Annotated in this window: 19 protein-coding genes; 12 read left to right on the forward strand and 7 right to left on the reverse strand. The window is 45.1% G+C overall.

Annotation, left to right across the window (positions count from 1 at the left end):
- Positions 1-14: 14 nt before the first annotated feature.
- The 3 genes from GWK51_RS04880 to uvrA form a co-directional block, all read right to left on the reverse strand.
- Positions 15-809, reverse strand: coding sequence for a toxin-antitoxin system YwqK family antitoxin (locus GWK51_RS04880; RefSeq protein WP_161932900.1), 795 nt, complete (start codon positions 807-809; stop codon positions 15-17).
- A 332-nt stretch (positions 810-1,141) separates the two neighbouring features.
- A complete protein-coding gene (locus GWK51_RS04885) occupies positions 1,142-1,993 on the reverse strand; it encodes an AbiJ-NTD4 domain-containing protein (RefSeq protein ID WP_161932901.1) in 852 nt (283 codons plus the stop codon).
- A gap of 118 nt (positions 1,994-2,111) precedes the next feature.
- Positions 2,112-4,943 carry an excinuclease ABC subunit UvrA gene (gene uvrA, locus GWK51_RS04890; RefSeq protein ID WP_161932902.1) on the reverse strand — a complete coding sequence of 944 codons (2,832 nt, stop codon included), beginning with the start codon at positions 4,941-4,943 and terminating at the stop codon, positions 2,112-2,114.
- Between the two features lie 242 nt (positions 4,944-5,185).
- On the opposite strand from uvrA, the gene GWK51_RS04895 reads away from it, so the two are divergent.
- From GWK51_RS04895 to GWK51_RS04905, 3 genes are all read left to right on the forward strand, one after another.
- Positions 5,186-5,788, forward strand: coding sequence for a TetR/AcrR family transcriptional regulator (locus GWK51_RS04895; RefSeq protein WP_142767590.1), 603 nt, complete (start codon positions 5,186-5,188; stop codon positions 5,786-5,788).
- 3 nt (positions 5,789-5,791) lie between these two features.
- Positions 5,792-6,769: a zinc-binding dehydrogenase gene (locus tag GWK51_RS04900; protein WP_161932903.1), complete on the forward strand. Its 978-nt coding sequence runs from the start codon at positions 5,792-5,794 to the stop codon at positions 6,767-6,769.
- A gap of 72 nt (positions 6,770-6,841) precedes the next feature.
- Entirely contained in the window at positions 6,842-7,195 is a 354-nt protein-coding gene (locus GWK51_RS04905; RefSeq protein WP_161932904.1) for a DUF1304 domain-containing protein, read from the forward strand.
- Positions 7,196-7,254: 59 nt separating this feature from the next.
- Here the strand turns inward: GWK51_RS04905 and GWK51_RS04910 are convergent, their stop codons facing one another.
- Positions 7,255-7,629 carry a hypothetical protein gene (locus tag GWK51_RS04910; RefSeq protein WP_161932905.1) on the reverse strand — a complete coding sequence of 125 codons (375 nt, stop codon included), beginning with the start codon at positions 7,627-7,629 and terminating at the stop codon, positions 7,255-7,257.
- Between the two features lie 259 nt (positions 7,630-7,888).
- On the opposite strand from GWK51_RS04910, the gene GWK51_RS04915 reads away from it, so the two are divergent.
- Entirely contained in the window at positions 7,889-8,230 is a 342-nt protein-coding gene (locus tag GWK51_RS04915; protein WP_161932906.1) for a GlpM family protein, read from the forward strand.
- Positions 8,231-8,302: 72 nt separating this feature from the next.
- Here GWK51_RS04915 and tenA read toward each other — a convergent pair whose 3' ends face one another.
- On the reverse strand, positions 8,303-8,977 hold the full coding sequence (tenA, locus tag GWK51_RS04920; protein ID WP_142767595.1) for a thiaminase II: 675 nt from the start codon (positions 8,975-8,977) through the stop codon (positions 8,303-8,305).
- A 212-nt stretch (positions 8,978-9,189) separates the two neighbouring features.
- Here tenA and GWK51_RS04925 point away from each other — a divergent pair, with 212 nt between their 5' ends.
- The 4 genes from GWK51_RS04925 to GWK51_RS04940 all read left to right on the forward strand — a co-directional run bounded on the left by GWK51_RS04925 (position 9,190) and on the right by GWK51_RS04940 (position 14,402).
- The gene (locus GWK51_RS04925) at positions 9,190-10,275 is read left to right on the forward strand and encodes a DUF475 domain-containing protein (protein ID WP_161932907.1); all 1,086 of its coding nucleotides are present in this window, start codon (positions 9,190-9,192) and stop codon (positions 10,273-10,275) included.
- Positions 10,276-10,426: 151 nt separating this feature from the next.
- Positions 10,427-11,791: an MFS transporter gene (locus tag GWK51_RS04930; protein ID WP_161932908.1), complete on the forward strand. Its 1,365-nt coding sequence runs from the start codon at positions 10,427-10,429 to the stop codon at positions 11,789-11,791.
- A gap of 51 nt (positions 11,792-11,842) precedes the next feature.
- Positions 11,843-12,442, forward strand: a complete 600-nt coding sequence (gene ssb / locus GWK51_RS04935) for a single-stranded DNA-binding protein (RefSeq protein ID WP_142767597.1) — start codon at positions 11,843-11,845, stop codon at positions 12,440-12,442.
- 517 nt (positions 12,443-12,959) lie between these two features.
- Positions 12,960-14,402, forward strand: a complete 1,443-nt coding sequence (locus GWK51_RS04940; RefSeq protein ID WP_100241223.1) for an amino acid permease — start codon at positions 12,960-12,962, stop codon at positions 14,400-14,402.
- A 71-nt stretch (positions 14,403-14,473) separates the two neighbouring features.
- Here GWK51_RS04940 and pdxR read toward each other — a convergent pair whose 3' ends face one another.
- Positions 14,474-15,973 carry a MocR-like pyridoxine biosynthesis transcription factor PdxR gene (gene pdxR / locus GWK51_RS04945; protein ID WP_213064531.1) on the reverse strand — a complete coding sequence of 500 codons (1,500 nt, stop codon included), beginning with the start codon at positions 15,971-15,973 and terminating at the stop codon, positions 14,474-14,476.
- 155 nt (positions 15,974-16,128) lie between these two features.
- Between pdxR and gabT the strand changes: the two genes are divergently transcribed.
- From gabT to ahpC, 3 genes are all read left to right on the forward strand, one after another.
- Positions 16,129-17,427, forward strand: a complete 1,299-nt coding sequence (gabT, locus tag GWK51_RS04950; protein WP_161932909.1) for a 4-aminobutyrate--2-oxoglutarate transaminase — start codon at positions 16,129-16,131, stop codon at positions 17,425-17,427.
- Positions 17,424-18,881 (forward strand): NAD-dependent succinate-semialdehyde dehydrogenase, encoded by a 1,458-nt coding sequence (locus tag GWK51_RS04955; RefSeq protein WP_161932910.1) that lies wholly within the window; start codon positions 17,424-17,426, stop codon positions 18,879-18,881. Before gabT ends, GWK51_RS04955 begins: the two co-directional genes overlap by 4 nt.
- 218 nt (positions 18,882-19,099) lie before the next feature.
- A complete protein-coding gene (gene ahpC / locus GWK51_RS04960) occupies positions 19,100-19,663 on the forward strand; it encodes an alkyl hydroperoxide reductase subunit C (protein ID WP_142767600.1) in 564 nt (187 codons plus the stop codon).
- Positions 19,664-19,756: 93 nt separating this feature from the next.
- Here ahpC and ycaC read toward each other — a convergent pair whose 3' ends face one another.
- Positions 19,757-20,377, reverse strand: a complete 621-nt coding sequence (gene ycaC / locus GWK51_RS04965; RefSeq protein WP_161932911.1) for an isochorismate family cysteine hydrolase YcaC — start codon at positions 20,375-20,377, stop codon at positions 19,757-19,759.
- 297 nt (positions 20,378-20,674) lie between these two features.
- Between ycaC and GWK51_RS04970 the strand changes: the two genes are divergently transcribed.
- Positions 20,675-21,559 (forward strand): pirin family protein, encoded by an 885-nt coding sequence (locus GWK51_RS04970; RefSeq protein WP_161932912.1) that lies wholly within the window; start codon positions 20,675-20,677, stop codon positions 21,557-21,559.
- Positions 21,560-21,862: the final 303 nt, after the last annotated feature.

A 21,862-nucleotide genomic window follows, 5' to 3' on the forward strand; every position in this document is an offset into this window, starting at 1 on the left:
GCTGTTATTCAGAATTATTCTTCATCTCGATAGCTATTGATACAGCTTTTACTCGCGAGAGCCTTACCTGCTGCACTCCAACACTGCGCTTGAATAAGACTGCCTGCATCATAGGTTAATATGGCTTCTTGCGTGCCATCTTCGTGCCAGATTTCATAGCGGTTTTGTCGAAGTCCGTTACGGTATTCACCGCGTCGTTCCAGTTTTCCATTCTGAAACCACTGTTTCAGTTCACCGCGCATCACGCCATGTTCAAAACGCACGTAGCTCCACGGTTTTCCATCGGCATACCAGCGTTGTTTCATGCCATCTTGCATGTCCTCTTTATATTTCATGGACAGTGCCAATTGTCCGTTCAGGTGCCAAATGCGGTAGTCACCTTCAGTGACACCATGAATCGCATTTGATTCTTGTTCTTTTAAGCCGTTGGCATGCCAAAAAGTGAGCTTGCCATGATAGATGCCATCTTCATATTCGATTTGGCTGCGCATTTTTCCATTCGGATAAAAACTTTCAAAAGTCCCTGAGCCTTGTATTTGATCTGGGAAATGCACCAGATGTTCACATTCGCGGGCTTTATTTGAAGGTTTTTGCGTGGTGATAAATCCAGAGGTGAGGGGACTCTGGTCGGCATAGAAATATTGCACCAACCATGATTTGGAAGAACCAGCATTCTGAATACTGGCTGTGCATTTGGGGTGGTCTTGCCATGGGTCATCGCTGCCATCGGATTCTGAGGTGAAAACAATCATATTTTCATTCATATAGCCATCGGCAAAGGTGTGTAGGGAAACGAGTCCTAAAGACATGCTAAGAAGGAGTGCTTTCATGATTTTGATTATGTAATTGAGTTATTGAAAAGTCATAGGGCTTCTGTTTTGATGGAAGCCGAGTCGGATTTTACGTGATTTGAATTTAAATTGAGAAATAGAATTTAGATTTTGGTGTTAAGTGATTTGAATATCAGTCTGATTCTTTATCACGTCCTTATATTCAAGTAGCAGTTTTGATTTTAGTTGCGTAGGAGTTGCCTCACTTTTGACGGGGCAAAAGTGACAAAACCCATGTGTTTGACTGATGCTCAGTCCCTTGAGCACAGTCAAACGGGCGACCTCCATGTCGCCTGTCATGTGATTGGATTTCAGTTTTGGGTTCTGGTTTTTTCAATCAAATAATTAATAAAGTTGGTGCAGGCAACCAACATAAATTTTGCATCAATATAAGTGACGGTAGATGAGTTAGGAGAACCATGACGTACACCATCTTCATCTGAAGTGTAGCCATATAATTTATTCAAACTTTCCATAAGGACTGGGTGCAAAGAATATTTAGTTTTGAGTTTTGGTATAGCTTTTCCTAAAGTTATTGAGTCGTCTTCTAGTAATTGCATTGCTAAAGCTTCTACACAGCTAATCGATTCTTTAATTGAATTTCTATAATCAGGTTTCTGACGATCTGACATCAGTTTTAAAGCTTGATTAAGATGTTGTTGAACACCTGCATATGGATTTGTATTTTCTAAAGCATCTTCGATAGATTGGATTTCTTGTTCTGATGTGATTTCTGTAATTTGCTCATTAATTATTCTATAAGCTGAAGCTTCTGTCTCTAAAGCTTCATTGATAGCATTTATTAAGTTTATTTGGCTATATGCGGTTGTGTAACCAAATGAAGTTGAACCTCTTTTATTTTTAACAATGAATTCAATAAGATCATAAAAGATATACCATTCACCATCATATAAATATTTTTTTATAATAGAAGTAAACCTCTGTGCGGATGGTTTTTCATCTAATGGTAACTTAAACAAATCTATCCATATTTTAGATATTAGATTAGAAAATAAATCTGTATAACGAGGATACTTTGAATATTTTTCGAAAATCTGGTCATACAAAATCGACCATAATTTATTCTTTAAAATATCATCAATTGATTCTTTCTGAATAATTTCGCGAACAGGTTTATACCCATATCTTTCTGAAAACCCCATTATTTACCTCCCAAAATTATTTATTTTTTATGTTTATTTAAATCCTCCCTAACCCTCCTTTGGGAAAGGAGGGAATTTCCCCCCTCTTAAAAAAGAGGGGCTAGGGGAGATTCTAAAATCACTTCAATAAAGGTTTTAAGAACCTTGCTGTATGTGAAATTTTATTTTTCACCACTGCTTCTGGCGTACCTTCCGCAATAATCTGACCACCACCTGCTCCACCTTCAGGACCTAAGTCAATAATCCAGTCCGCGGTTTTAATCACATCCAAATTATGCTCAATCACCACAATAGTGTTCCCTTTATTGCGTAGCTCATGCAGGATGTCGAGCAACTTGGCAATGTCATGGAAATGCAGACCAGTCGTTGGTTCATCTAACACGTACAAGGTTTTGCCTGTATCGCGTTTTGCCAACTCACGTGCCAGTTTCACACGCTGTGCTTCACCACCAGATAGCGTAGTGGCTGACTGACCAAGACGGATATACCCCAAACCCACTTGGTTTAAGGTTTCTAAACGACGGTGAATCACGGGGATGGCATCAAAGAAATGCATGGCATCTTCAACGGTCATATCTAGCACATCGGAAATGTTTTTGCCCTTATAACCAACTTCCAAGGTTTCACGGTTATAACGTTTGCCATGACAGTTATCGCAGGGCACATACATATCGGGTAAGAAGTGCATCGCCACTTTAATCATGCCGTCACCTTCACACGCTTCACAGCGTCCACCTTTCACGTTAAAGGAGAAACGACCTGCCGCATAACCGCGGGCTTTGGCTTCAGGGGTTTGCGCAAACAACTCACGAATTGGGGTAAATAAACCCGTATAGGTGGCAGGATTCGAGCGTGGGGTACGTCCAATCGGGCTTTGATCAATATCCACAACTTTGTCGAGGAATTGCAGACCATCAATCGAGTCGAACTTCTCGGCAGTGAGAGTGGTTGCACCATTCAGTTGAGTTGCAGCCAGTGGCAACAGTGTACGGTTAATCAGGGTGGATTTACCTGAACCCGATACGCCTGTAACACAGGTCATCACACCCAGTGGAACAGTCAAATCGACATTTTTCAGGTTATGTCCCGCAGCACCCATCAGTTTAATCTGTTCATCTGGACGCGGTGGTTGCGTGCGCTGTGCAGGCACCGCAATTTTGAGTTTGCCCGACAGATATTGCCCTGTAAGGGAATCCTCATGGCGTGCCAATTCATCTGCCGTACCTTCGGCAATAATCGCACCGCCATGCACACCCGCACCTGGGCCAATATCAATAATATGGTCGGCTGCACGAATCGCATCTTCATCATGCTCGACCACCAACACGGTATTGCCGAGGTCACGCAAGCGCACTAGAGTTTCCAGTAGACGGTCATTGTCACGCTGATGCAGACCAATGGATGGTTCATCCAGCACGTACATCACGCCCATCAAACCTGCACCAATTTGCGAAGCTAGACGAATACGCTGTGCTTCACCGCCCGACAGGGTTTCCGCTGAACGGGACAGGCTGAGATAGTTCAAACCCACTGACACGAGGAAGTGCAGACGTTCGCGGATTTCTTTAAAAATCTTGTCGGCAATTTCACCTTTGGCACCAGTTAAATTCAGGGTTTGGTAATAGGCTTCGGCATCGCCAATCGACATTTTGGTGATTTCGGAAATGGTCTTGTCTTTGACGCGCACATTGCGGGAAATTTCGTTTAAACGCGAACCACCGCAGGCATCACACGCTGCATTAGATAAATACTGTGCTAAATCATCGCGCACATAGTTGCTTTCGGTTTCGCGGTAACGACGCTCTAGATGCGGCAAAATCCCTTCAAAGGGTTGTACGCGGTTGTGTTTGCGACCACGTTCATCGATATAACTCAGGTCGACTTTTTCTTTGCCTGTGCCGTATAAAAACTTTTTCTGAGTGTCTTTGTCCAGTTCGTGCCACGGGGTATCCAGCGACAATTCAAAGTGATCCGCGACTTTTTGAATCATGCTGTAGTAATACGGGCGCTGTCTGTCCCAACCACGGATCGCGCCCTGACTAATCGACAGTTCTGGGTTGGGAATCAGTTTGTCGGCACTGAAATGACTACGGGTGCCTAAACCATCACAGACCGGGCAGGCACCAAAGGGATTGTTAAATGAAAACAGGCGTGGTTCCAGTTCCGCTACGGCACGGTCACATTCAGGGCACGAGTGCTTGGCTGAAAAGACACGGTCTGGATGTTCACCTTTCATCCATGACAGGACGGCAATATCGCCACCTAAACGCAGTGCGGTTTCAAAACTTTCTGCAATACGGTTGCCCAAGTCATCACGGACTTTAAAACGGTCGACCACCACTTCAATGGTGTGTTTTTTCTTTTTGTCCAGTTCGGGGGGGGAGTCAATATCAATAATCTCGCCATCTACACGCGCGCGGACAAAACCTTGGCTTTGCAACTGTTCAAACAGGTTGCTGTATTCACCTTTACGTTCACGTACCACAGGCGCAAGCAACATCAGCGCAGTACCTTCTTCAAGGGCTTTGACTGCATCGACCATTTCCGAAATGGTTTGCGCCACCATCGGCAGATCATGTTCAGGACAGAATGGCGTACCGACACGCGCATACAACAGACGTAAATAGTCGTAAATTTCGGTAATGGTACCAACCGTCGAGCGCGGGTTGTGGCTGGTCGACTTCTGCTCAATCGCAATCGCGGGGCTTAAACCTTCAATCGAGTCGACCTCAGGTTTTTCCATTTGCGATAAGAACTGGCGTGCATAGGCAGACAGCGATTCCACATAGCGGCGCTGACCTTCGGCATACAGGGTGTCAAAGGCAAGGGAAGATTTACCTGAACCTGAAAGTCCCGTAATCACCACAAACTTGTCGCGGGGAATATCGAGGCTCACATTTTTTAAATTATGGGTACGCGCACCTCGAATACGGATATGACTTTGGCTCATGAAAACATCTCAATTATGTGCAAATAGAAACTTATATGATAACGCTTTAAAATTGTTCAAGTCTGTTGTGTTGATTTTTAAGCGACACAGCATGACGGATGAATTATCCCTGAACACTGTAGCAGAGTATAGCGCGCTATTATTAACATTCATTTGTCGCAGTGGCTACTCAAGCAAGAGATCCTGCGTCAGTTACATAAAATTACTAGACGACTGGTCTAATACTAAATTAAAGTGAACGCATGAAACGATCAAGCAAAAGTGAAGCCACTCGTCAGCATATTCTGGACACCAGTTTTCCACTGGTTCTCCACAAAGGCTTTGTTGGCGTAGGGCTGCAAGAAATCTTAAAAGCGTGCGACGTGCCGAAAGGTTCGTTCTACCATTATTTTGCCTCCAAAGAAGCCTTTGGTTGCGCCCTGTTAGAGCAGTACATCATTGACTACAGCAAACAAGTGGAGCAGTTGTGGCAACTGACCGATGGCAGTGCCTATGCGCGTTTGATCGCGTTGTGGCAGGCATGGATTGAAGACCCGATTCATGGTGGCTGGGCGGAAAACTGTCTGATTGTGAAATTGGCGGCAGAAGTCTCCGACTTGTCTGAAGATATGCGTCAAATCCTGAATTTCGGCGTGAGTAAATTAATCGAACGGGTTGCTGCTTTACTTGCAGAAGGGCAGCAGGAAGGGTCGATCCCCGCACATATTCAGCCTGTGAAAATGGCGCAAGTGATGTATCAATTGTGGTTAGGCGCAGCCTTACTGGCCAAACTGGCGCAAGACAAAGCCCCGTTGCATTTGGCGCTGGAAACCACACACAACCTCTTACAACCCATGAAGGATTAACCCATGCGTAGTATTATTCATCGTAGTTTTGGCGAATTTGCCGAGGTCTTAGAACAAGCAGAGATGCCACAACCTGAGCCGAAAGCGGGTCAAGTTCGTCTCAAGGTGATTTTATCTCCGATTCATAACCATGACGTCTGGACGGTGCGTGGCAGCTATGGCTACAAGCCTGAATTGCCTGCGATTGGCGGTAGTGAAGCGGTAGGGATTATCGATGCGCTGGGTGAAGGGGTTACAGGATTTGAATTGGGGCAACGTGTTTCTGCCGCAGGCATTCATGGCAGTTGGGCAGAATATTGTCTGGCACCCGCAGGTGCATTGATTCCTTTACCCGATGCGATTCCCGATGAATTGGCAGCGCAGTTGATTGCCATGCCACTCAGTTCTTTAATGCTGCTGGATTTTGCCAATTTGCAGCCAGAGCAGTGGATGGTTCAAAACACCGCCAATGGTGCCGTGGGTAAAACGGTGGCGATGATTGCGCAAGCGCGTGGTATTCATGTGATTAACTTGGTACGTCGCCAAGAAGCGGTTGCTGAAATGAACGCGCTTGGCATTCAACATGTGGTGGCCACCGATCAGGCGGACTGGAAAGCACAAGTTAAAGCCATTCAGGGTGAGCAGCCGCTGATAGTGGGTGTAGACTCGATTGGCGGTAAAGCCAGTGGTGAGTTACTCAGCCTGTTGGGTGAAAATTCCTTGTTGGTGTCTTTCGGCAGTATGACGGGAGAAACCATGCAGATTGAATCGGGCGATCTCATCTTTAAACAAGCAACGATTAAAGGTTTCTGGGCCAGCGTGGTCAATCAGCAGATGCCAGCAGAACGTAAAAAAGCCTTGGTGATGGAATTGTTAACCCTCGCAGCGCAACAGAAACTCACTTTACCAGTTGAAGGCGTGTATGCCTTTGATCAAGTGACGCAAGCGGCACAAAAAGCGACTCAAGATGCGCGCCAAGGTAAAGTATTGTTTAAGCCTTAAGAATAAAAAGACAGGAGTGAGCCAAAGGGCTCACTTTTGCCATCTCACAGAAAACAACAAAGGAAAATAAAAATGCTGGGACAAATTTTAGTGGGACTGATCGCCCTGTTGCATGTCTATATTTTGGTGCTGGAAATGTTTTTATGGGACAAACCTTATGGTTTGAAAGCCTTTGGTAATACCCCTGAAAAAGCTCAATTGACCAAGGTCATGGCACAAAATCAGGGTTTGTATAACGGCTTTTTGGCCGCGGGTCTGTTCTGGTCTTTGTGCGCACCTGAAAGTTACGCCGTGGCTCTGGCAAACTTCTTTTTAGCTTGTGTCTTGGTGGCAGGAATTTATGGCGGGCTGACCGCCAGTAAAAAGATTATTTATATACAGGCCGTACCAGCGTTGTTGGCCTTATTGGCGGTCAATTTACTTTAAAGCGGGATGGTAGTTGAGGTGTAGCATGTGCAGTGCAAAGCACCTCTGTTGGGTTTGACTTAGCAGGCTAGGGCAAACGTGCGTTCAAAAATAGAGTCAATTGATTCAAAGGCATGTTGGCGCGGAATATCATGATGTTGCCGTGCATAATGATTAATTTCTTGTTCTAAAACTTGTAGAAATTCATTGTAGTGTTGTTCAAAATCATCGACATAGAGCAAGTCGATACGTTGGTTATAGATACAGCTAAATTGTGTAATAAAGTCCAGCATGCGCTTTTGAATATGTGGGTTGGTATGGTAAATCAGATAGGTGGCAGCAGAACCGCAATGCAAACAGCCTTGTTCCAGATAAATTTCTTCACTATTCAGCCAGCAGCATTGCAAGGTAAAAAACGCGCGAATGGCTTCAGTGCCTAAAGTCGCTTGTTGCATATCTAAAGCCCTCGAATTAATCTACTTATTTGTAATGAGAATCATTATTGTTTAATAGGGCGTAAAAGTCTAGTCGGTTTTGTTGTTCAAGATGTAAAGATATTTTGGCGGACAGTAACTGCACGGAAGGCGTGCCTTATGGGATGATGTGGCTCAATCAAATGAATAACAGTGGATTTGTGCTAAATGGATCATGCAAAAATGCGGGTTCAGGCGCAGAATAACCTGCATCAACTGATGCGGTGGCAAAGAATAAAAGATGTGGGCGTTATTTCTAAAATGTATCTTGGGCGCAGCGGTCGTTCTGCTGATCTCTATTTTATCGAAAAGTAAGGCATTTTATATTGCAGGCTTGGTGCCGCTATTTCCGACCTTTGCATTGATTGCGCATGTGATTGTCTTTCAGCAGCAAGGTGCAGCCGCCTTGCAAAAAACTGCCTTGTTTGGGCTATGGTCACTGATTCCCTATGCCATTTATTTAGTGGTGGTTTATGTGCTGGCAACACGCTTGTCACTGTGGTCGTGCTTGGGGGTGGCGACACTCAGTTGGATAGGGGCAGCAGCAGTTTTGATTTATGCGTGGCAGTACCTGCAAAGTTAATGTAGGGTGCTGCCCCTTAGCTACTCAGGTAAGGACCGCACCACACTCTGGGTATAGATATAGATGAAGTTATTAAAGCTGATCTAAACCATGCCACTGCTTTTGCTGATAAGCGCTGTCCCAGAACAGCCATTCCAGTTTGGCACCCATGCGATACGCCGCATGCATTTTTTCTAAGGTGTCGGCATCACAACGTGCCGCCACTTTATTCACAGTCGCAATCACATTGCGTACCGCGGTGTGGAATTCTTCACCCGAATAGGTGTCAATCCATGCTTGATACGGATTGTTCGGCACAGAATGCTGCACAATGTCATTGCCCACTTCGGCATAAATCCAGAAGCATGGCAGTAGTGCTGCAAGCACAACAGGGTAGCTTTCCGACCATGCGGTTGCGGTTAAAAATGAGGTGTAGTGATGGCATGCGAGGGTCAGCGGGGTGGTTTCAAATTGCTGCTTGCTGACATCAAACTCTTGCATAAAACTGTCATGCAGACTGCGCTCGACCACAATGGCAATTTTGGCCGCTTCGGAAAATTGCATCACATCATCGGCTTCATAGGCTTTGGCAGCACAGACTGCAAGTGCGCGACCATAGGCCAATAAATAATGCGCATCCTGAATCACATAATGGCTAAAAGCTTCACGGCTCAGCGTGCCGCGTGCCAGCTCTTGATTAAAAGGCAGGGCTAAGGTTTGTTGATATAAGTCCAGATTACGCTGCCACAATTGTTCAGAAAAAAGCATCACGGTGTCCTTCATTCTCTTTTCGATTCTTGGCGCCTAGACTAACCCAAGCATGGGCAATACACGACCCTGATTTTGTAGTTGCGCGGGTTGCTGGATAAAAAATAGCGGAATAATTTTGGTTTGGCGTTTAAACGCGGCATAATAACGCGCATAAATTCTAAAGCTGTAGTCAGGCTATAGCACTCTTATTATCCATAGGTCACTTCGTTATGATGAAACATTTTGGTTTCTCTATCTTTTTTACGATTGTGTGTCTTGCCATTTCTGCTTACTGGGGCTTTACCCATGGTCCAGAAGCGGGTTTGAAGACCATGTTTACTGCCTTGACCATTACCGCCATTTTGGCTGTGATGGAAGTGTCTTTGTCCTTCGATAACGCGGTGGTCAATGCGTCAGTTCTGAGAGGTTGGGATCATTTCTGGAAAATGATTTTCTTAACGCTTGGGATTGTGATTGCCGTATTTGGTATGCGTCTGGTATTTCCAATTGTGATTGTTGCAGTCACTGCGGACATGGGCATGATCGAAGTGGTCAAAATGGCACTCAATGAGCCACAGCAATATTCTGAAAAATTGATGGCACATCATGCTGAAATTGCGGCTTTTGGTGGCGCGTTCTTGTTACTGGTATTCCTCAACTTCTTTCTGGATGAAGGCAAAGATACGCATTGGTTCAGATGGCTGGAGCACCGTTTAAGTAACTTGGCGAATGTGCCTGCGATGTCGGTGTTTGTTGCCCTGATTGCATTATTGATCATGGCTTCCAATGTGGATGAGGCGAAACGCTTGGTGGTGACCATGGCGGGCATCTGGGGCATCGTGATTTATATCGGGGTGCAAGTCCTCAGTCATTTGCTTGGGGGTGAACCTGAAATTGACGAAGATGGTAATGCCGTGGCGCATGATGCCAGTGGTGCATCGACAGGGGTGATTAAAGCGGGCTTAGGTGGTTTTATTTATCTGGAAGTGCTGGATGCTTCGTTCAGTTTCGATGGTGTAATTGGTGCTTTTGCGATTACTTCAGATGTGGTCATCATTATGCTGGGTCTGGCAATTGGCGCGATGTTCGTGCGTTCCATGACCATTTATTTGGTTGAAAAGGGCACGCTGGATGCCTATATCTTCCTTGAGCATGGTGCGCATTATGCCATTGGTGCTTTGGCGTTCATTATGTTGGCGAGCGGTACTGGGGTACATATTCCAGAAGTGGTCACGGGTCTGATTGGTGTGGCCTTTATTGTTTGGGCAATCATTGCTTCCATTCAATACAGCAAACGCCAAGGGCAACACGGCTAAGCTTTTTCATGTGAACGAAATGTCCACAGAGTAGAATCAAGGGTGCATTGAATTGCGCCCTTTTTTCTTGAGATAATTCCAGAATCGCAACGCATTCATGTCCGAATGTTGTAGCATAGCTCCCAAATTCAACGCCATTAAGTCTATTGATATGATGAATTCCTTAGAACGCCGCTCGACCTTTGCCTTAAGCAGTATTTTTGCCTTGCGCATGTTGGGTTTGTTCATGATTATTCCAGTCTTTTCTGTGGCTGGTCAGTCGTATCAATACGCTACTCCTGCGTTAATTGGTTTGGCCGTCGGGGTTTATGGTCTGAGCCAAGCCATTTTACAAATTCCATTTAGCCTGATTGCCGACCGCTTTAGCCGTAAACCTTTGGTGGTGCTGGGGCTGTTATTGTTTGCCATTGGCGGTGCCGTTGCCGCGATGTCCGACACCATTTATGGGGTGATTATTGGACGGGCGATTGCAGGGGCGGGCGCCGTTTCTGCGGTGGTGATGGCATTGCTGGCAGATGTCACGCGTGAAGAACAGCGCACCAAAGCCATGGCAGCCATGGGCATGAGTATTGGTTTGTCCTTTGTGGTGGCGTTTAGTTTGGGACCGTGGCTGACCAGTCTGGTGGGCATTTCGGGTCTGTTTTGGGTCACGACCATTATGGGTTTGGCCGCGATTGCAATGTTGCTGTTGGTGCCGAAAGTGACCCGTCACCATAAAAATTTCCAGCAAGGCTATTTGGCACAATTGAAGCAAGTGCTGAAAATGCCCGATCTCAACCGTCTGCATGTGTCGGTCTTTACCCTGCATTTGTTGCTGACAGCAATGTTTATTTATGTGCCTTCACAGTTGATTGAGTTTGCTCAAATTCCGTTGGCAAAGCATGGTCTCATTTATTTACCGCTGCTGGTGATCAGTCTGTTTTTTGCCTTTCCAAGCATTATTGTGGCGGAAAAATATCGCAAAATGCGCAGTATTTTCCTGACCGCGATTGCAGGCATTATTCTCGGTTTAATCACCCTGATTTTTGGTTATGAGTCGAAATATATCTTATTGACTGGACTGGGTTTATTTTTTATTGCCTTTAATGTCATGGAAGCCTTATTGCCGTCTTGGTTGTCTAAGGCAGCACCGATTCAATCCAAAGCCACCGCCATGGGTGTAAATGCCAGCAGCCAGTTTTTAGGGGCTTTTTTTGGTGGTACGCTCGGCGGTCAGTTATTGATGCTGAATAACACCGCAATGGGTTGGAGTATCCTGACGGCTATTGCTATAATTTGGTTGCTCATTAGTTTTGGGCTGGCTCAGCCGCGTTATCTTTCGTCTATTGTGTTGCGTTTACCTGAAAGCAAACAAACGGATGAATGGACTTCTCAGCTTTTGGCAATTCGTGGTATTGAAGAAGTCGTGGTGATGTCGGACCAGCATGTGGCGTATATAAAAGTAGATAAGCAGCGCATTGATGAAGCTGCGCGACAACATTTAACGCACTTGTTGGGGAAAGAGGTAGCCATTTAAGCATAACTCTTATAAAGTAAAATATAGAAACAAATAGGATGAAGTCAGCAGATGCGTGGTGTAAATAAGGTTATTTTAGTTGGAACTTTAGGTCGTGATCCTGAAACGAAAACTTTTCCAAATGGGGGCTCGCTTACTCAGTTTTCAATCGCAACCAGCGATTCTTGGACTGACAAAAGCACAGGTGAACGTAAAGAACAAACGGAATGGCATCGCATTGTGTTGCACAACCGTTTAGGTGAAATTGCACAGCAATATTTGCGTAAAGGTTCTAAAGTGTATATTGAAGGTTCATTGCGTACCCGCCAGTGGACAGACCAAAACGGACAAGAGCGTTACACGACTGAGATTCGTGGTGAGCAAATGCAAATGCTCGACTCGAACCGTCAGCAAGGCGAAGGTGTTCCAGGCGATAATGCTGGTTTTAACCAACCGCGTTTTAACAATAACCAGAGCAGTGGTTATGGCAATAACACAGGTTATAACAACAATAATAACAACCAAGGTTATGGCAACGCAGGCGGTTTTAACAACAATCAGGGCGGTGGCAACCAAGCGGGTTATGGTAATAATAATCCGGGTGGCTTTGCACCAAAAGCGGCGCCAGCAGCACCTGCTCCCGCAGATTTAGATGATGACTTACCGTTTTAATCGGATTCAAGTACCTTCATCCCATTGATGTAAACAAGCAAAACCTTCTTAGCCCAGCTAGGAAGGTTTTTTTATTTAGTTCAGCTAAATAATTTGCGCGCTATACTAAAGTTCTAGAGGATAAGCCGTTCGCGAGGTTCATGAATTGGCTCCTGTACAAGTGGATTAATTTAGATAGGAAATTTTCTGCTTAAGTTATTATTTTTAATGACTTTGGTCGCTGAATTTTAGTTTAAATTAGACACGGCACACGGAAACAAATTACAAAAACGCACAAAAACAGTGCATTAAAAAAGCAATTGGCTCTTTCTTTCTATAGAAAAATGGCTCTCGTTTCTTGAGTGCCAAAACGACAAATTAAGCCTATTAGAAGTATGCATACGGAAACGTCGGATTTGCCCACACAATCCTCTCCCTCAGGCGGTTGGGCAAATTCACCAAGTATTTAGGAATAGGGATGACCTAGGGTGAACTCACTCTGTGACACCAATATTCCTATCATGTTAAGGAAAATTGTATGGCTGGACATCAAAATACGTCTGAGTCCAAAGGCTCCCAAGGCTTAAATAATGGGCTTAAGTCACGCCACTTGACCATGATCTCGATTGCGGGTGTTATTGGCGGCTCTCTCTTTGTCGGTTCAGGAAGTATTATTTACAACACTGGACCAGTTGTTTTTCTCACTTACGCACTCGGCGGTTTATTGGTTTGGTTCATCATGCGTATGCTTGGTGAAATGGCGGTTTTAAATCCTGATAGTGGTTCTTTTTCAACTTATGCCGACCGTGCAATTGGTCGTTGGGCTGGTTTTTCAATTGGCTGGCTGTACTGGTGTACTTTAGCCATGCTCATGGGATGGGAAGCCTATGTTGCCGGTAAAATTTTAAATAACTGGTTCCCGTTTATTCCGATCTGGACCTATATGGTGGTGGTGATAGTTGCTTTGGTTGCCGTCAATTTACAGAACGTGAAAAATTACGGTGAGTTTGAGTTCTGGTTTGCATTGGTCAAAGTGATTGCGATTGTGATCTTCCTTGTGATCGGTAGCTTAGCCATCATGCATTTATGGCCTTGGGGTGATCCGACTGCATCAGGTATCAGCAATTTGACGGCTGAAGGCTTTATGCCAAATGGTGCATCCTCAGTGATTACTGCCTTGCTGGGTGTGATGTTCGCCTACATCGGGGCTGAGATTGTGACCGTTGCAGCGGCTGAATCTGAAAATCCATCTAAAGAAATTCGTAAAGCTTCAAACTCGGTGGTTTGGCGAATTGTGTTGTTCTACGTGGGTTCGATGTTTGTTGCGGTTTGTTTGATTCCACACAACAACGAACTGTTGAAAGATTCAACTTGGGGTACGTACAGCGTGACCTTGACTGCTCTTGGCATTCCAGGTGCGCGTCATATTGTGAACTTCGTGGTACTGACTTCGGTATGTAGCTGCTTTAACTCGGCATTGTATACCTGCTCACGTATGATCTTCTCTTTGTCTAAACGTGGTGATGCACCGAAGAGCTTTGGCAAAATCAACCGTCATGGTAGTCCATCTGTAGGTGTGATTGTGTCCTGTATCTTCTCGGTAATTGCGGTAGTGTTAACTGCAACCAAGAGTATGGATGTCTATGACTTCTTCATGCTCACCACAGGTGCAGCAACCTTGTATGTGTACTTGACCATTGCCTATTCGCAACTGCGTATGCGTAAAAAGCTGGAAGCACAAGGGGTGCAAATTGACTTTAAAATGTGGTTATTCCCTTATGTGACCTATGCGGTAATCATTGCGATTATTGGGGCGATTCTGACCATGCTGATTGAAGGCACTTATTTCAAAGAAGTGATCTACACCACAGCATTGTTTGGCACCATTGTCTTCTTTGGCTTCTTGTCGGAAAAGCTGGGCTGGGGGAAGGAGCGTAGAGCTGTTCATCTTGCGCATACCCATAAAGAAGAACTGGTTTAAGCCTTGCTTAGACCAAGTTAAAAAAAGAGTCTCCAATTAGGAGACTCTTTTTATTTCTACAGGGGATCAGTTTAATTCAGGGTGGGAACCCCAGCTTCACGCAAGCATTGCAGCAACACGCCAAAGGACATCACCATATCGCGTTCATTTACGCAGGCAAAGCCCATTAGCAGTCCACGCTGCGCGCGTGCATGTGAGTGCATATAGTATTGCGACAGTGGACGGACTTTAATGCCACGCTCCAAGGCAGAAGAGGCAATGCCGACATCATCGCAGTGCTCAGGCAGTTTCAACACCAAATGCAGTCCTGAAGCATCATTGTATTCATGCACAAATTCAGGCCCGAGATAGCGATTGATTAAATCGACCAAGTAGGCGCGACGTTTACCATACAGTAAGCGCATACGACGAATATGCGCCTCATAATGCCCTTCACGAATAAATTCCGCCAAGGCACGCTGCTCCAGCAAATGTCCGCCACGGTACAGTTCCGCAGCCAAGACCCGTAATGGAGAGAACAGCGAGCGTGGCACCACCAAGTAACCAATCCGCAGTGCAGGGTAAATGGTTTTACTGAAAGTCCCCATATAAATTACGGGCGAGTCAGGCTCTAAACCTTGCAATGACGGATAAGGCTGTCCTGAGAAGCGGAACTCACTGTCATAGTCATCTTCCACAATCCAGCTATTATTTTGTTTAGCAATGCTTAACAGTTGTTTTCGGCGTTCTAAACTCAGGTGTGAACCCAAAGGATACTGATGCGAAGGGGTGACAAAAATCAGTTTCGGCGGCTTTTCTGGATTTTGTTCAGGAATAATGCCATCGGCATCCACAGGCATGGGATGAATATCCAGCCCGTTAATGCGCAGGGTATTACGCATGCCCCAGTAAGCTGGGTCTTCAATCCAGACTTGATCGCCAATATCACACAGCGCACGAGACACCAGATCAATGGCTTGGTGAATGCCTTCGGTAATAATAATTTGGTCGGTATCGCATTGCACTGAACGCGCGACCCTCAAGTAGTCTGCCACAGCACTGCGCAGCTCCATACAGCCACCCGCATTGCTGTAAATCAATTGCGTAATATCAGGTTCACGGTTCAAGCGCGCCTGAATGCGGCTAAAAATTTGATGCGGAAACTCGGTCACATCAGGTGCACCCGGCACAAATGCACCCCATTGATGCGGCGATGCTGCGGCATGACCAAATACCAGTGCGCCACGTTGCGAGAGCGAGGCATTTTTTTTGGCTTTGGCAATGCCTTCGGTTTTTTTACCGTGAATGGTATTTAAAAACACTTCAGGCAAATGTTCTGCCACCCACGTGCCATGTCCTGTACGGGCTTCTAGATAGCCTTCGGCTTGCAGTTGTTCATAGGCAGACAGCACGGTATTGCGCGAGACTTTAATTTCACTGGCCAAATCACGAGAAGCGGGCAGGCGAGTTTTGGGTTGAATCACGCCTTCGGTGATTGCTCCTCGCAAACAACGGAATAAACGTTGATGCAGTTTACCCGCAGTATCCTGTTGGAGACGGTGTAACAAATGGTCGCCTAACAAACTACGCAATTGGCTCTCTCCTACAGTTAAAAAGTGGCTCTCGTCAGTTGACGCAAGAAGCGCGAAATTACAGTCATAGGCAGTCATTGTAAAGCATCCTGAAATAAGGCGAAGGGATGCATAGACCAAAGCTGTAATTGATGATGAAAAAATGAGGAAAAATAATGGATACTCAACATTCTGCACTCAACGCACGTAAACAGCAAGCAACTCCACGCGGTGTAGGCGTGATGTGTCAGTGGTATGCAGAAAAAGCTGAAAATGCCACGATTTGGGACAAGGAAGGCAACCAATACATCGACTTCGCAGGTGGTATCGCGGTATTAAATACAGGTCACCGTCATCCGAAAGTGATTGCAGCAGTGACTGAACAATTAACCAAGTTCACGCACACGGCTTACCAAGTAACTCCATATGAAAGCTATGTGGCTTTGGCTGAGCGTATTAACGCACTTGCACCGATTGATGGTCCAGCAAAAACCACATTCTTCACCACAGGTGCAGAAGCGGTTGAGAATGCGGTAAAAATCGCGCGTTCATATACAGGTCGTCACGGCATTATTACTTTTGGTAACGGTTTCCACGGTCGTTCATTCATGACCATGGCAATGACAGGTAAAACTGCACCGTACAAACGTGATTTTGGTGTGATGCCAGCAGGCGTATTCCACGCACGTTACCCAGTTGCATCTAAAGGTATTTCTATTGATGCAGCGATTGAAAGCGTTGAAAACATTTTCAGTGAAGATGTTGCAGCACATGACGTTGCAGCGATTGTCCTTGAGCCAGTTCAAGGTGAAGGCGGTTTTAACGTTGTTCCTGCGGAATTCTTAAAGCGTTTACGTGCGCTTTGCGATCAACACGGTATTTTATTGGTTGCTGACGAAGTTCAAACTGGTTTTGCACGTACAGGTAAATTGTACGCAATGGATCACTACGAAACTAAGGCAGACTTAATCACCATGGCGAAAAGCTTGGGCGGTGGTTTCCCAATCTCAGGTGTTGTAGGTCGCGCAGACGTGATGGATGCACCAAACCCAGGTGGTTTAGGTGGTACTTATGCAGGTAACCCAATTGCAGTTGCAGCAGCGCACGCGGTGATTGATGCGATTCAAGAAGAACAGCTATGCGAACGTGCCAATGTCTTGGGTGACGAATTAGTAACGTTGTTGAAACAAATCCAAGCTGAAACCACGATTGTGAACGATGTTCGTGCATTGGGTTCAATGGTGGCTGTTGAAGTTGAAAATGCCGACATCGCAAAAGCTGTACAAACTTTTGCAATGCAGAAAGGTTTGTTGTTGTTGACTTGTGGTAAAAATGGAAACGTTCTTCGTTTCTTATATCCATTAACCATTCCAACAGAACAATTCCGCCAAGCATTAGACATCTTAAAACAAGGTTTTGATTCACTGGCACTTCCAGAGACTGTTGGGGCGCAAACTGCGGAGCAATCAGCATGATTCAACAAGGATTGCAATATTTATTAGCACATCCTGATATTGCACTTGAAGCGCCTGCTTCAAGTGACTATATCGAAGTTCAAGATGCAGCGACAGGTGAAAGCCTTGCATGGGTGAAAACCTATGACCGTGCTGGTGTCGAAGCTGCCATTACCCGTTCTGAACACGCACAAGCACAATGGAAAAAGCAAACCGCTTTACAACGTGCCGATGTATTGTGGGCGTGGTACGAGTTGATGCTTGAACACAAGGAAAACTTGGCACAGTTACTCACGGCTGAACAAGGCAAACCATTGCTTGAAGCACGTGGTGAAATTGCTTATGCAGCATCATTTATTCGTTGGTTTGCCGAGCAAGCGCGTCGTATTGATGGTGCCGTGCTTTCTCCAACACAAGCGCATCAGCGTTTGGTGGTGATCAAGCAAGCGATTGGTGTAACTGCGGCTATTACGCCGTGGAACTTCCCAGCTGCAATGATTACCCGTAAAGCAGCACCTGCAATTGCGGCGGGTTGTTCAATGTTGGTGAAACCAGCAGAACAAACGCCGTTAACCGCGTATGCTTTAGAAGTGTTGGCATTACAAGCAGGCTTACCACAAGATGTGTTGTTGAACATTAGTGGTGATTCTGCTGAAGTCGGTCAAACCTTGTGTAATAGCGATGTGGTGCGTAAGCTGAGCTTTACAGGTTCGACACCTGTCGGTCGTATCTTGATGCAGCAATGTGCACCTACCATTAAAAAGCTTTCTTTAGAGCTGGGTGGTAATGCACCCGTGATCGTATTTGATGATGCAAATCTTGATCAAGCCGTACAAGGCATCATGATGAGCAAATTCCGTAACAGCGGTCAAACCTGTGTCTGTGCCAACCGTATCTATGTGCAAGCAGGCATTTATGATGCACTGTGCGAGCGCTTAGTGGCTGAAGTGGCGAAATTAAAAGTGGGTGATGGTCGCGTAGAAGGCTCGACTCAAGGTCCACTGATTGATGCCAAAGCTGTTGCTAAAGTGCAATCACATATTGATGATGCGAAAGCGAACGGTGCGACAGTGCTGATTGGTGGTCAATTGCATGCTTTAGGCAAGACCTTCTTCGAACCAACAGTATTGCGTGATGTAACGCAAGACATGCGTGTTGCGAAAGAAGAAACCTTTGGTCCATTGGCGCCATTATTCCGCTTCGAAACGGAAGCAGAAGCAATTGCGATGGCGAATGATACCGAGTTTGGTTTGGCCAGCTATATCTTTACCCAAAGCGCAGCACGTCAATGGCGTGTCGGCGAAGCCTTGGAATACGGTATGGTCGGTGTCAACACGGGTGCCATTTCCAATGAAGTTGCGCCGTTTGGTGGTGTGAAACAATCTGGCTTAGGTCGTGAAGGTTCAGAGTGGGGCATCGAAGAGTACTTGGAAATGAAGTACATGTGTATCGATGTGACTGACACTACAGCATAATTTTTGCTGATGGTTCAAAATGCTGGTGATGGCTGAGGTTGTCACCAGCATTTTTATTGGGATCGAAGAAATAGATGGAAATAAAAGATTTTATCTAAATTATAAATCTATAAAACCGATTAAAATTATAAAAAACTACGGTTTTACCTATGTAGTAAAATTCCTTATTCTTGGTTTCAAGTTAAACAAACACCGTTACAGAGACCGAGAAACAACACATGAGTTTAATCAATACTGAAGTCAAACCATTCAACGCCACTGCTTATAAAAATGGTGAATTTGTTCAAGTATCTGAACAGAATTTTTATGGCAAATGGTCCGTTGTCTTTTTCTATCCTGCCGATTTCACTTTTGTCTGTCCAACCGAATTAGGCGATTTAGCCGATCACTACGCTGAATTCCAAAAGATGGGTGTAGAAATTTACTCAGTGTCGACCGATACCCATTTCACGCATAAGGCATGGCATGACAGTTCTGAAGAAATCAAGAAAATTCAGTACAGCATGATTGGCGATCCGACTTGGGTGTTGGCGAAAAACTTTGAAGTACTGATTGAAGCAGAAGGTCTGGCAGATCGTGGTACTTTCGTGATTGATCCTGAAGGGAAAATCCAGATTATTGAAATTAATGCCGGTGGTGTAGGGCGTGATGCGCAAGAATTATTGCGTAAAGTTAAAGCGGCGCAGTATGTACATGCTCACCCAGGCGAAGTTTGCCCTGCAAAATGGAAAGAAGGCGATGCGACTTTAGCACCTTCAATTGACCTGATTGGAAAAATCTAAGTCGAAAATGCTTTGAATTTAAAAAATCCAGAACTTAAGGTTCTGGATTTTTTTTGGCGATCATTTGGCTGTTTCAGCCATTGGGGCATTATTTTACGAGTTATTTTGATCAAAACTAATCATTAAATGACGATAATCAGGAATATGGTTTGAAAATAGGGTCGCCAAACCTTCAACATCATTACGCCAATCACGATGTAATTCACACGCCATGCCAAACCAAGTCATCAGTTGTGCGCCTGCTTGCGACATGCGCTCCCATGCTGCATCGCGGGTCAGGGCATTAAATGTGCCTGAAGCATCGCTAATGACAAAGACTTCAAAATCCTCTGCGAGTGCCGATAGGGCTGGAAAAGCCACACAAACCTCGGTCACCACACCCGCAATAATCAGTTGTTTTTTGCCTGTCGCTTGAACTGCCTGAACAAAATCGGCATTGTCCCAAGCATTGATCTGTCCTGGTCGGGCAATATAAGGCGCATCAGGGAACATGGCTTTTAATTCTGGAAGGAGTGGACCGTTTGGACCATTTTCAAAACTGGTGGTGAGTATTGTGGGTAAGTTGAAATATTTGGCTGCATCAGCCAAAGCCAGTACATTATTTTTAAATTTATCGGGGTCGATGTCGCGTACCAGTGACAGCAGTCCTGTCTGATGATCTACTAACAGTACGGCAGCATTGTCTTTATCTAAACGAACATAGGGAGTACCCATACCTGATTCCTCATCTGTGTTATGCGTGGTCTACGCCAATTGATTTTTTCAAGATTGAACTTGGCGATATTGTTGTTGTTTTGGTGGGAACAGCCATTTGAGCTTAATCTGAATAAGCACTCAGGATTGTCTTGTTCTTGCGTGAGTTTTGTTATGTTTAGAACTTCTGCGACAAATACGACATCTACTTTTTATCGTTTTAAAAATAGAATGGTGTATCGCACAAGCTGACTAGGTTCAGCGCTTTAAAATTCCTAAGATGCCTGCATGTTAAGTCCTAGAGATAGGAGTTTTGAAATGAAAAAAATTACAGGCGTGTACCGTAACCAAAATATGCATTGGGTCGGTGACGGTTTCCCAGTCAGAAACCTGTTTTCTTATGACCGTCTAGGTCAGGCGATCAGCCCATTCTTGTTGCTGGATTATGCGGCACCTTATGAATTCAAATCGACCACGGCACAACATGGTGTCGGTTCGCATCCACATCGTGGCTTTGAAACCGTGACCCTTGCTTACCAAGGTGCGGTAACGCATAAAGATTCCAGTGGCGGTGGCGGCACCATTCAAACAGGTGATGTGCAGTGGATGACCGCAGGCTCGGGCTTGGTGCATGAAGAGTTTCATTCGAGTGAGTTTGCAGCGCAAGGCGGTTTGTTTGAAATGGTGCAGTTGTGGGTGAATTTACCTGCTGCCGATAAAATGACCGCACCGCAATATCAAGCCATTCAAGCAGAACAGATTCCGGTGATTGCATTTGACGATGAGGCAGGGCATTTGCGCGTGATTGCAGGTGAATATGCAGGTCATGCTGGCGCAGCATCAACATTTACACCAGTGAATGTCTGGGATGGTGCCTTAAAAGAAGGACATGCTGAACAGGTATTTGTGCCTGTGGATCACAACACTTTGGTGGTGGTGCTTCAAGGTGAAATGCTGCTGAATGGTCAGCAAAAAGTGCTGGATCACTCCATTGTACTGTTTGCTCAGGATGGCGAAGCCCAGATTCAGCTAGAAGCTGTGACCGATGCCAAATTCCTGATTTTGACCGGCAAGCCCTTAAATGAGCCGATTCAGGGTTATGGTCCGTTTGTAATGAACACCAAACAGGAAATTATTCAGGCTTTTGAAGATTTTAACCAAGGAAAATTTGGTGAAATCCCTGTGGAAGAGCGTGTGCGCTAAATCATTTCGCCACTCTTTCGTTGTTTTATATCCATCCAAAAAGAAGAAGCCCCGAGGTGAATCGGGGCTTTTTGCGCTGTAAGTTTTGTTCTGGGTGACACCATTGTTATGAATTAGATTTGCATAGTGTCCTACTTTGTATAGTGTGATGAAGTTGTCATTTTTCTGCGGCGTATGATACCTGCTTTTGCTGTGTTTGTAAAATGGGTGGTAAAATATTGGTTAATATAATTAACTAATTTTAAACAAAAAATAAAATTTTAATAATTTAAAAATAGAGTTTGTTTAAAAAATATACTTAAA

Source organism: Acinetobacter kanungonis, from assembly GCF_009939195.1.
Classification (GTDB): Bacteria; Pseudomonadota; Gammaproteobacteria; order Pseudomonadales; family Moraxellaceae; genus Acinetobacter; species Acinetobacter kanungonis.